This is a genomic window from Streptococcus cristatus, assembly GCF_008369405.1.
Classification (GTDB): domain Bacteria; phylum Bacillota; class Bacilli; order Lactobacillales; family Streptococcaceae; genus Streptococcus; species Streptococcus cristatus_G.
In genome coordinates, this window is record NZ_VSJJ01000001.1 from 294,596 (window position 1) to 306,637 (window position 12,042).

Below are 12,042 nucleotides of genomic sequence, written 5' to 3' on the forward strand. Positions count from 1 at the left end.
ACGCTATTTCATCTAAAAATGAAATACAGGCAAACTATGCTCATTTTTTCTTAGTCAGGACAAAGCTGATGTCCAACAAATCAAAAAGTTGCTGATCCGACAAGATTCCATCCAAGGGCAGGCTGAGCCAGTATTTTTTATTCATATGAAAGGCGGGATAAATACCTTTTTGCTGAATAAGTTCCTCAACTCGGTAACTCTTGACATTTAGGACCTCGATCAGACCACTGCGCTCCTTTTCAAACTTAGACCAGTCGGTCGTCAAAAAAGCTCCGTACCATTTCTTGCTATCCTGATGGCGAAAAACAGCGGCCCCATTAGTGCTTTTCCGAGAGAAGTTCTCCCAGAGATACTCTAACTGTCCCTGATAAGTAGTCGCCACATAGCTACTCAGTCGCTGACTTTGCTCATAAAGAAAGCCTACTTCCTCAAAGCAATGCTGCCGAATATCCAGCAGAACCTCCTGACAGGCCACCCTGACTTGACCGACAAACTCTCCTGCCATACTTTCCATCTTGACTTGCCGATATTCGTCACCTGTATCCAAGTCAAGCACCTGAAAATCTAGCTTTCCATCGAAAATCAGTACATCCATCTGGAAGTCGCCAGCCATAATCTTGGTCGAATAGCTATATTCTGCACCAGACCTGACAAAGCCATAATCCAGCAAATTTTCTTCCTTCAGCCTGTATTTTTCAAATAAATCCAGCATGAGCTTTCCTGCTAAAATACTACTTTGGTGCCGTGCAATTGATCAACACCCAAAGTGTCAGCAATCTCAGCACGATTTTCTAGGTTGATTCCACCCCCAGGTAAAATTTCTATCCGCCCTGCCGCATGCTCAATCAATTCATCCAGCCAAGCCAAATGCTCTAGAATGGACTCTGACGCTGGCCCCCCATGAGTCAAAATCCGCTTCACTCCATGTTCAACCAACCAGTCTAACTCCCCAAACTGATATTCAGCAGGAATCGCATCAAAAGCCATATGGAAGACCACATCCAGCCCCTGAGCCGCTTCAAGCAGTCGCTCCATCTTAGGATAATCAATCTCGTTATTTTCCGTTAAAACACCAAAAACGAGGCCATGGCTCCCCGCCTCACGTGCCTTCTGAATGTCCGAGAGCATTATCTCGATTTCCATATCTGAATAGACAAAATTCCCACCGCGAGGTCGAATCATTGTCATCACGGTCGCATCATAAGGCTGAACCATTCGTACTGCAGCCTCAATGACACCGTAGCTAGGCGTTGTTCCACCAACTGATAGGTTATCACACAGCTCCACCCGCTTCGCTCCAGCCTTTAAAGCCTTGTCTAGTAAGGTGACATTCTCTGCACAAAATTCATAAATCATGGCACTACCTCTTATTTACTATATTGATTTTCTACTTTTTATTATATCACAAAATTTCTTTTAAAATGCACCTCTAGCATATTTGCAACTGCTTTTCTCAACAATTTTATATTAATAGCTTGCAAAAATTTTCTATTGTCTACTCTTACAAATCTTATTTTCAGCCATTTCCACTACGACCATCTTCCAAGACCTTCAATTAGAGAAATGTTGACTTACAGATGTCTTTTGTTCAAGATTGTGCTAAAATAGACTTAATCTATAAAAACAAGGAGCTTTTATGAAATACCCTAATCTTTTAGATCGTTTCCTAACCTATGTCAAGGTCAACACGCGCTCAGACGAAACATCTACTACTACACCCAGCACCCAGAGTCAGGTGGACTTTGCTAATAATGTCCTTATCCCTGAGATGAAGCGGGTTGGCTTGGAAAATGTCTACTACCTACCAAATGGCTTTGCGATTGGAACTCTGCCAGCTAACGATCCAAGCTTTACCCGCAAGATTGGCTTTATTTCCCACATGGATACGGCGGACTTCAACGCAGAAAACATCCAGCCGCAGGTCATTGAATATTATGACGGCGGTGTGATTCCGCTGGGGCAATCTGGCTTTAACTTAGATCCTGCAGACTTCGCCAGTCTCCATAAATACAAGGGCCAAACCCTGATTACGACTGACGGCACAACCCTTTTGGGAGCAGACGACAAGTCAGGTATTGCTGAAATCATGACTGCTATCGAATACCTGTCTGCCCATCCAGAAATCAAGCATGGAGAAATCCGAGTTGGCTTTGGACCAGATGAAGAAATCGGTATCGGTGCTGATAAGTTTGACGCTGAAGACTTTGATGTGGACTTTGCCTACACAGTAGATGGCGGACCTCTAGGCGAGCTCCAGTACGAAACCTTTAGCGCTGCTGGAGCAGAACTAACCTTCCAAGGCCGCAATGTCCATCCAGGGACTGCTAAAGACCAGATGGTCAATGCTCTCCAGCTGGCTATCGACTTCCACAACCAGCTGCCAGAAGCCGACCGACCAGAGAAGACTGAGGGCTATCAAGGTTTCTACCACCTGATGAATCTGACTGGTACAGTTGAAGAAGCCCAAGCTAGCTACATTGTCCGAGACTTTGAGACAGAGGCTTTTGAAAATCGCAAAGCTGCTATGCAGGCTATTGCTGATAAAATGAATCAAGAGCTGGGCAGCGAGCGCGTCATCTTGACCCTCAAAGACCAGTATTACAACATGAAGCAGGTCATTGAAAAGGACATGACACCGATCAATATCGCCAAAGCAGTCATGGAAAGTCTGGACATCCAGCCGATTATCGAGCCGATCCGTGGCGGTACTGATGGCTCAAAAATTTCCTTTATGGGCATCCCGACACCTAATCTCTTTGCTGGCGGTGAAAACATGCATGGCCGTTTCGAATATGTCAGCCTGGAAACCATGGAACGCGCCGTCGATACCATCATTGGCATCGTCTCTTATCAAGAATAAATGGCTAAAAGCATTTTAGGGTGATAAGACGGGAGACCAAAGGTATGATAGAAAGCGTGGGAGTGACGTTCCTCTAAGGTATTCACCACTTTTTCAATGGTAAAGACAAGATGGTCTTGTGGTAAAATGCAAGCAAATTCTAGTTATAAAGTCGTTTAATTTGTGTTATAGTGAGTGCGCATGGGATGGCCTCTCTAAATGGTTTATTGAGCAATTCTATTTTAGTAGTGCTATGGCAACTATACAAAAAAGCAACGGATTCGCCGTTGCTTTTTTGTATCAAAGAGACTATTGTTCCAGACTCGCTAATATGCTATATACCATCAAAGAAAAACTTTTTTAGGTTTGTAATATTCTTCTCTTTTCTCTAAAATGGCAATGAGCTTGCCTTTATGAAAAGCTGCTAAGATAATCTCGGCATTTTCAATGGGAATAAAACGACCGTGGCTCACTTCTTCGAGCTGTTCTTCCGTTAGTTCAATCTTTGGTAGATCACCTGTTCCCAACTCCAGAGGCTGAAGGAATGCAAAATCCTCCACTGCTACTCGCTCCGCTATGTCATTCAAGGTCAAAGCATCATCCAAGCTCATACCTGCTGAAGAAGTCCTTGTCAGCTGGGACATGTGACTGGCAAAGCCCAGCTTAGCTCCTAAATCAACAGACAGGGTTCGAACATAGGTTCCCTTGCTGCACTTGACTCGAAAACGAAAGCGGGCTTGTTCAGCTTCATAGGAAACCGGACTTGTGCGCTCGAAACTATAGATGGTCACCTGCCGCTCGGGACGCTCCACTTCTTGACCCGCTCTTGCATACTCATAAAGCTTGCGGCCATTTACCTTGACTGCAGAGTACATGGGCGGAATCTGGCGAATCTCACCAGTCATGGACTCCATCGCTTCATCGATGAGGGCTTCTTCTAAAAGCTCCGTTACTGGCGTCCGCTCTAGGATATCTCCGCTAGCATCCTCTGTCGTCGTTGAGCAGCCCAGCGTGATTTCTCCCTCATAGACTTTTCCTTCCTCCTGCATGAACTCGACCAAACGTGTCGCCTTGCCCACAGCAATCGGAAGCACCCCGACTACATCTGGATCCAAGGTGCCTCCGTGACCAATTTTCTTCGTTCCTAAAATCTTGCGCAGCTTAAATACCGCATCATGCGAGGTCATGCCCGCTTCTTTTCTTAAGTTGATAATTCCATTCATATCTTGTTTTCTTACTTCTCCTTCAAAGCTTCAAACTTAGCCTTCATGGTAGGATTTTTGCGTGTCAATTTTTTGACAGAGACGTCGTCCAGTTTGTTGTTTGCTAAACGCAGCTGGTTTTCAGAGGTCGTCAGGAACTTCTTGATTTCTTCCATCCGGCGGATAGCCTTGTCAATCTCTTCAATGGCCTTGCCAAAGTTGGTCGAAGCAGACTGATAGTTCTTGGCGAAAGCTACTTTAAAGGCATCCAAATCTTCCTCAAAATGCGTAATATCAATATTCTGCTCCCGCACCAAGGCCAGTTCCTGCTTGTACTGGAGCGAGTTAAGCGCAGCATTGCGCAGGAGGGTAATCATGGGCAGGAAGAACTGAGGCCGGATAACATACATCTTCTCATAAGCATAGGACACATCGACAATACCTGAATTGTAGAGCTCGCTGTCAGCCTCCAGAAGTGTTACTAGAATGGCATACTCACAGCCTTTCTCCCGTCGATCCTTATCCAGCTCTTTGAAGAAATGCTCGTTTTTCTTCTTGGTCGCCGTCTCATCGCCTTCATTTTTCATCTCAAACATGATGGAGAGGATTTCTACACCATTTTCATCTACCTCACGGTAAATGTAGTCACCCTTGCTGCCGGTTCTGGCATCATTGTCCTTGCCAAACTCCGCTCGTGGAAACATGGCCATACGGTTCTTGTTAAACTCGTACTCGCAGTGCTGTTCCAAACTCTCACCAATCATCTTAGTAGACTGCTTGGCCTTGAAATCCTTGTAGAACTCTATAGTCTCATCTTTCTGCCGCAGCTCTACCTCATAGCGCTCTTTTAGCGAGGTCTGAGCTAGCGCTGCTTCCTTTTCCTGCAAGACTAGCTGATTCTTAACCTCGTCTCGCTCTTTTTCCAGCGCAGACAAGGTTTTTTGAAGTTGATTTTCATGCTCCAAGCGCAGAGTTGTCAGCTGACTTTCCAATTGCTGAACTTCCTTATCCTTCTCCTGCAATTGAAGACTAGCTGCCTGCTCCGCCTCTTTCTTTGCCAATTCCTGCTGGGTCTCAAACTGAGCAATCTGACTTTGAAGCTTGCTAATTTCCTGTTCTTTTTGCGATAGGAGGACTTGTTGGGCATTCTGGGATTTTTGCTCTGCTAAAGCCAGCTCCTGCTCAATCCGAGCATGGATTTCCTTGTCAAACTCCGCCGTCCGGACCTGCGACAAAAGCTCACTATACTGGCTTTCATTGACTGTAAAAACCTCCCCGCAGTTGGGGCATTTGATTTCGTTCATGGCTACCTCATTCAAGATTTTTCTCTACTTCATTATACCATTCTTCCCTTTAAATGAAAAACAGCAAGCCGTTGGCTTGCTGTTTCAGTTTATCACTACTCCATCTTAATCCGCCAGCCAGCAGCTGTTTTTCTTTCTTGGATAAATTTACTGTAAATGCCTTGTTTAGCTAGTAAGTCTTGGTGTTTGCCTTGTTCGACAATGCGGCCTTGATCCAGCACCAAAATCTGGTCTGCATGCTCAACCGTCTTGAGTCGGTGGGCAATCATGATAATGGTCTTATCGCGAGTCAAAGCCTGAATAGCCTGCATGAGTGCTTCTTCGTTTTCTGGGTCAACATTGGCTGTTGCTTCATCCAGAATGATAATAGGCGCATCCTTGATAATAGCCCGTGCGATGGAAATGCGCTGACGCTCACCTCCAGAAAGACTGGCACCTCCTTCACCAATCTTGGTGTTATAGCCATCAGGCAGTGAGAGGATAAATTCATGACAGGCAGCTTTTTTGGCAGCTTCTATCACTTCTTCCTGACTGGCCTCCGGCTTGCCAAAACGGATGTTATTAGCAATGGTATCCTCAAAGAGATAGACGCTTTGGAAGACAAAGCTGAAATTACGAATCAGGCTGTCATAGCTGTAATCTCTAACATCATGTCCGTCCAAACTGATACTTCCCTGGTCCACATCCCAGAAGCGGGCAATGAGGTTACAGAGCGTTGTTTTGCCTGATCCAGAAGGTCCGACCAGAGCAGTTGTTGTTTTTTCGGGAATGGTGAGGGAAACCCGGTCAATGATTTTCTTATTTCCATAAGAGAAGCTAACGTCTCTCAGCTCAATCTGGCTGCTCTTAGGCTCAATATCCTGACCACTGATGTCCATCGGCTGGATAGCCAAAACTTGATTGACCATATCAACCGACAAATCAACAATGCGCAGGAGGGAGGAGAAAGAGCCAACACCGTCTAGATTTTCATAAATCATAAAGCCACTGACAATCATCATAATGGTCACCAGCAGCTCCATACTGCCATTGAGATAAAAGTAGATAGAGAAGAGCCCCATAAAAAGACCGGTCAGCTTGGTCACTATGCCTTGGAGGGCAATGTAAGGTGAGGTCACTAGTGTCATTCTAGTATCTAGCTGACTCTTGCGGTCAATAGCATTAGACAACTTTTTAGCAGAGCGGTTAACTAGATTGTAGTTTTTAACCTCTGCGATACCTTGGCTATACTCCAAGACAACGGCCACTAGATCCGTATCTGCCTGATACTTGACATCAGAAACTTTGCCAACTTGCCAACGCATGAGGGTATTTGGTAGGAGAAAGAGGACAAGACCCACCAATAGAACCAGACCAACCCGCCAGTCATAGAGAAAGACCAAAACGGTAATAAGGCCAATCGTCAGAAAGCCCTGCACTGTCATCATAACCACTCGCGTAGCTACATCAGACAACCCTTCCAGCGTATTAGTCGTAACACTGGTAATCTTGCCCAAGCTATTTTGATTAAAGTAACCCATGGGCAGATAGCGCATGTGCTCGGCAATTTCAATCCGCTTCTGAGCACAGGTATGATAGCCCGCTTCCGTCTGCAGCATGGTGATTTTCAGGGTAATCCAAACGTTTAGCATAGTGGATATCAGCATGATTCCCAGAGCTAGCCAGAAAGTCTGCATAGAGAGGTTCTTCTCAATCAGTCCCATGACGACTAGACCGATTGCTGGGATACGCAGAGCAATAATAAAGGACTTGATGATGCCCAGATAAATGGATTGATAAAATTTCCTACGGTCCTCTGCCGTACAGAAATCAAAGAATTTCTTCAGTATATTAAGCATGAGTCAGCCCTCCTTCCATCTCACCACTATCTCTGGTAGCAATATGGGCTCGCCACATGGAAGCATAAAGCGGACTGGCTGCCAGCAACTCTTCATGCCGACCCCTAGCTTCGATTCGACCATCATTGACCAGGACTATCTGGTCTGCACTCATAATCGTAGACAGCCTGTGAGCAATGACAATCAAGGTTCGTCCCTCAATCAGACGAGCTAGACTGGACTGAATCCGTGCTTCATTTTCCGGATCTGTATAAGCAGTCGCTTCATCCAAAATAAGAATCGGCGCATCCTTAAGCATTGCACGGGCGATGGCAATCCGCTGACGCTCCCCACCAGATAGATGACCGCCGCCAGAGCCTACCTGCGTCTCAAAGCCGTTTTCTAAGTTCATGATAAAGTCATAACAGCCGCAGCGACGGGCAATTTCGATGACCTCTTCATCAGAAGCTGCTGGATTTCCCAATCGGATATTTTCCATAATAGTCTCATCAAAGAGATAGTTATCCTGGGTCACGTAAGCAATCTGCCGACTGTAATAGTCTAGCGGAAGCTGGCGAATGTCCAAGCCACCGTAGGTAATCTGACCAGAAGTGACATCCCAGAAAGAAGCTAGAAGCTTGGCAATTGTAGACTTACCTGAGCCTGATGGCCCAACTAAAGCATTGATGCTGCCAGCCTTAATATCTAGCGAAATACCATGTAGTACTTCCTCTTCATCTGTATAGCCAAAGCTGACATCCGTCATGACCAGATCCCTTCCTTTTGGAAGTTCTCTCAGCTCCTGAGGCCTTTTCAAATCCGGCTTTTCCAAAATATCAATGACTTGACCAAAAATAGTCCCGATTTTCCGTAAATCGTCCATGTAACTAGCCACTAAAATCAGAGGAGTCAGAAGACTGAGCGACAGAATAATCATTAGAATGAAATTGCTAGCAGTCAAACTACCTTGCAGATAGAAATAACAGCCAGCCGGCAGCAGAAAGAGCAAGCCTGATGGCAGAAAAGCAGTCACAATGCCCATCTCCAGATTGAACTTGCGCATCCATTCAATAAAGCAGTCTGCTCCTTCTCTAGCAGCCGTCACAAACTTATCGTAAGAAAATTTTTCCTTGCCAAAAACCTTGATAACCTCAATCCCATTGATGTATTCCACGGCTGTATCATTGAGTTTTTTGGTCTTGACCAGAGTATTTTGATAGTCTGCTTCGCTATTGACAGCCATCCGCATATAGGCCAGCACCACGATGGGAATAGTCAGGAGAGACAGCAAGGTCAGCCGCCAATCAATGACTAGCATGGCAATGAGAACAATAATCGGACCAAAAATCCCAGCGGTAAACTCTGGAATCAGGTGAGCCAAAGTCGTTTCGGTCGCATCCACCCGCTCAACGATAATGTTTTTATAACTGCCAGATGACTGACTAAGCACTGTACCTAGAGGCAGTCTAGCCAACTTGTCTGTCAGACGGTGCCGCATTTCCGCTAGAATCTTAAAAGTAGCCGTATGTGACAGCATGGTGGAAATACCGTGAAATCCCCAGTAGCCAATCCAGGCCAGACCTGCCCAAGCTGACTGCCGCAAGTAGAAATCCCAGTTTTTATTGCCATCCAAGAGCTGATTAATCATTCCACCAATAAAGAAATAAGGCAGAAATCCTAAAAGCACAGAGACAAAAGCAAAGATCAGACTGAGCACAAAATACATCTTATGAAGGGAAACAAAGTCCCAGATCCAAGCAAGAACAGATTTTTTCTTCATAGAATTTCCTTCTTTCTATCAAAAACCGAGCAAACCTCCCCAGTCAAACAAGTCCATGATGGAATGGCAAAATTCCAGCGCCTGCTCTTGGGGCCAGTCTTGAGCCAAGGGCTCAAATACAGCAGTGTAATAAGCTGTCATGCACGATCGCAGAAACTCGTGTTTGACCAAATGATTGATCTTCCCCTCTTTGTAAGCCAGCTCCAAATAGCGATAAGTCTCGTCTGCAGCCAAATGAGGCAGACACATCCTGAAGTCCGCTTGCGAAGAACCCTGAGATTTAAAGAGCAAGAGCTGCATAATATCCTTATGCTCATAGAGAATCCGCATCAGGGACTGGAGATCTTCCAAGTGATGTGCCCACATGTCAGACAGGTGCCCCTCTTCTAGGAAATCATAGTCACGTCGCTTCTGCTCTTGTCCATACTGGTCTAAGGCTGTCAGAGTAGGCTCAAGCAGAGCAGTAAAGAGACTGTCCTTACTCTCATAGCGCTTATAAAGTGCCCCAGTCGTCAAGCCAGCAGCGCGACAAATTCTCCGCAGTGAAGCATTCTGATAGCCATAAGCCAAGAACTCCCTCCTCGCGCTTTCCAGGATTTTTTCGTTTAACTCATCTGTTTCTTTTTTCATGATTTTAATTCGATAACACCGTTATCGCCCTTCTTCTTTTATTATAAATTCTGACAATTTAACTGTCAAGGAAAAACAAAAGAAAAATGGGCTGATCTGTTGATTTTAAAGTCCACTTCTTCTTAGAGCAAAATCTCCATTATGTCATCCACAGTTTTACTTTCACTCGACCTAGCAAGGATAACCTTTTTGAAAAACAAAAAGACAATCGTACTGGCTTTAAACAAGCCATCTACGAGTGTCTCTCAGTACCACTTTATATGATTATAGATAATAACACTTGACAATTCTATTTTTTCTTCAAAAGAATAAAAATGTCAATTACCCTACTTACCAAGTTCCTGCGTCCTCTTGTAGGCAGCTTGAACGGCATCCATGACTGTTCCTCGAAAGGCATTTTCTTCCAGACTAGCTACCCCGGCGATGGTCGAACCGGCCGGACTGCAGACCTGATCTTTGAGCTGGGCGGGATGTTGGCCACTGATCTGACTCAGCTTAGCAGCGCCTAAAAGTGTCTGATTAGCTAGCTGTAGCGATATATCGCGACTGAGTCCTGCTCGGACACCTGCATCCGCTAAAGCCTCTATAAAAAGATAGACGAAAGCTGGTCCACAGCCAGCAAGAGCTGTCGCCGCATCCAACTGCTTTTCATCAAGTTTGACCAAAATCCCAGCAGAAGAAAGAAGTTCACGGAACAAGTCTTCGTCCTCTTGATGTGCTTGCTGGGATAAGGCATAGCTAATAACACCCTCACCTACGGCTACGGGTGTATTAGGCATCATCCGAATCCAACGATGGTGGCTAGGTATCAATTTCTGTAATATTTCCAAGGTCAGACCAGCAGCCATCGAAACCAGCAAAAGAGACTCCCGTTTTTCTAGAACTTCCTGATAGTCAGCCAGCAAGTCAGCAAACTGAGCTGGTTTGATACCCAGAAAAATCACCTCTGCCTGGGCAAAAACTTCTGCATTACTGACCGGCTGGCCACCAACTTCTGCAGCGATCTTTTCAGCCTTGTCACGACTACGATTGGCTAATAATAATTCGCTTCTAAACCTTTTATCTTGGGCAACTAGGCGAGCCAAACTGCCGCCCATATTTCCCAGACCGATAAATCCAATTTTCATCATTATTTCCTCACTTGACCAGTCCCTTGGATGACGTATTTATAGCTAGTCAGCTCTTTCAGCCCCATGGGACCTCTAGCATGTAGTTTTTGAGTAGAAATCCCCATTTCGCAGCCAAGACCAAATTGACCACCGTCTGTAAAGCGAGTTGAGACATTGATATAAACTGCTGCGCTATCCACCTGCTCCGTGAAATAAGCTGCCGCTACATCGTTCTCCGTCACAATAGCATCCGAGTGATGGGTGCTGTGAGCCTCAATATGCTCCACCGCTTCTTCCAGCGAGGAAACCAGCTTGACCGCTAAGATATAGTCCAAGAATTCTGTATCAAAATCTTCTGGTTTAGCTTGCGAGCCCGAGATATACTGAGCCGCTTTCTCATCCAAACGCAATTCAACAGGGTTTTCTTGCATTGCATCACGGTCTGTCACCAGCATCTTCTGCAAACGTGGCAAAAAATCTGCTGCAATTTCTTCATGAACCAGTAATACTTCCATGGCATTGCAGACAGAAGGGCGACTGGTCTTGGCATTCTCAATAATCGCCAAAGCCTTGCCTTGATCAGCATCCTTATCTACATAGACATGGACAATTCCGGTACCTGTCTCAATAACCGGCACAGTCGCATTTTCCACGACCGCCTGAATCAGTCCCGCACCACCACGAGGAATGAGCAAATCCAGATGGCCTTTGGCCTTCATCATAGCCTGGGCGGAAGCCCGACTGGTATCAGAAACCAACTGGATACAATTCGGCGAAATCTTGGTCTGAGCCAAGCCATTTTTCAGAGCTGTGACAATAGCTAGCGCTGTCTGATAGGCATCCTTACCGCTTCTCAGAACGACTGCACTACCACTCTTTAGCGCTAGAGCCGCAGCATCAGAGGTGACGTTAGGTCGACTTTCGTAGATAATCCCAATCACGCCCATGGCCACTCGCTTTTTGCTGATGACAAGGCCGTTCTCAAGCTCGGTTCTTTCTAAGACTTGCCCTACAGGATCCTCCAAGTCAATCAGCTGACGAATGCCCTCTGCCATGGCAGCAATCCGATCTTCATCCAGATAAAGACGATCCAGCATGACATCCGAAATCTTACCTTTTGCCGCTGCCATATCCAGTTCATTAGCTGCCAAAATGTCCGTACGAGAAAGCCAGAGCTGCTTTGCCATTTCTTCCAAAGCATGGTTTTTCTCAGCGGTTGTAGCTGTGTTGATTGATTTTTTTGACTTTTTAACAATTTCAAATAATTCTTGTGTTGAGGTCATAGCGCCTCCTTTCGTAAGATACAATAATTTCTTTTTACAATTGATAGAGATCTTGGAGAGTTCGGGTAAAGGAAATAA

Annotated in this window: 10 protein-coding genes; 1 reads left to right on the forward strand and 9 read right to left on the reverse strand. The window is 45.5% G+C overall.

Translation table 11 applies throughout. The features are described from left to right. Positions 1–40 precede the first annotated feature (40 nt). Together FXF62_RS01610 and FXF62_RS01615 are read right to left on the reverse strand one after the other, a co-directional pair. On the reverse strand, positions 41–712 hold the full coding sequence (locus FXF62_RS01610; RefSeq protein WP_149517394.1) for an MmcQ/YjbR family DNA-binding protein: 672 nt from the start codon (positions 710–712) through the stop codon (positions 41–43). A gap of 11 nt (positions 713–723) precedes the next feature. Further along, the gene (locus tag FXF62_RS01615) at positions 724–1,356 is read right to left on the reverse strand and encodes a copper homeostasis protein CutC (protein WP_149517395.1); all 633 of its coding nucleotides are present in this window, start codon (positions 1,354–1,356) and stop codon (positions 724–726) included. 280 nt (positions 1,357–1,636) lie between these two features. Between FXF62_RS01615 and pepT the strand changes: the two genes are divergently transcribed. Next, positions 1,637–2,860, forward strand: a complete 1,224-nt coding sequence (gene pepT / locus FXF62_RS01620; RefSeq protein WP_149517396.1) for a peptidase T — start codon at positions 1,637–1,639, stop codon at positions 2,858–2,860. Positions 2,861–3,183: 323 nt separating this feature from the next. Here the strand turns inward: pepT and truB are convergent, their stop codons facing one another. The 7 genes from truB to FXF62_RS01660 all read right to left on the reverse strand — a co-directional run bounded on the left by truB (position 3,184) and on the right by FXF62_RS01660 (position 11,964). Then, positions 3,184–4,062 (reverse strand): tRNA pseudouridine(55) synthase TruB, encoded by an 879-nt coding sequence (gene truB, locus FXF62_RS01630; protein WP_149517397.1) that lies wholly within the window; start codon positions 4,060–4,062, stop codon positions 3,184–3,186. Positions 4,063–4,073: 11 nt separating this feature from the next. Next, positions 4,074–5,345, reverse strand: coding sequence for a DUF2130 domain-containing protein (locus tag FXF62_RS01635; protein ID WP_149517398.1), 1,272 nt, complete (start codon positions 5,343–5,345; stop codon positions 4,074–4,076). A gap of 95 nt (positions 5,346–5,440) precedes the next feature. Continuing rightward, positions 5,441–7,183, reverse strand: coding sequence for an ABC transporter ATP-binding protein (locus FXF62_RS01640; protein WP_149517399.1), 1,743 nt, complete (start codon positions 7,181–7,183; stop codon positions 5,441–5,443). Then, complete coding sequence (locus FXF62_RS01645) at positions 7,176–8,942, reverse strand: ABC transporter ATP-binding protein (protein ID WP_149517400.1); 1,767 nt, start codon at positions 8,940–8,942, stop codon at positions 7,176–7,178. Before FXF62_RS01645 ends, FXF62_RS01640 begins: the two co-directional genes overlap by 8 nt. Before the next feature lie 18 nt (positions 8,943–8,960). Further along, complete coding sequence (locus FXF62_RS01650) at positions 8,961–9,572, reverse strand: TetR/AcrR family transcriptional regulator (protein ID WP_149517401.1); 612 nt, start codon at positions 9,570–9,572, stop codon at positions 8,961–8,963. A 326-nt stretch (positions 9,573–9,898) separates the two neighbouring features. Further along, positions 9,899–10,699 carry a pyrroline-5-carboxylate reductase gene (gene proC / locus FXF62_RS01655; protein WP_149517571.1) on the reverse strand — a complete coding sequence of 267 codons (801 nt, stop codon included), beginning with the start codon at positions 10,697–10,699 and terminating at the stop codon, positions 9,899–9,901. Between the two features lie 2 nt (positions 10,700–10,701). After that, positions 10,702–11,964 (reverse strand): glutamate-5-semialdehyde dehydrogenase, encoded by a 1,263-nt coding sequence (locus FXF62_RS01660; RefSeq protein ID WP_149517402.1) that lies wholly within the window; start codon positions 11,962–11,964, stop codon positions 10,702–10,704. Positions 11,965–12,042: the final 78 nt, after the last annotated feature.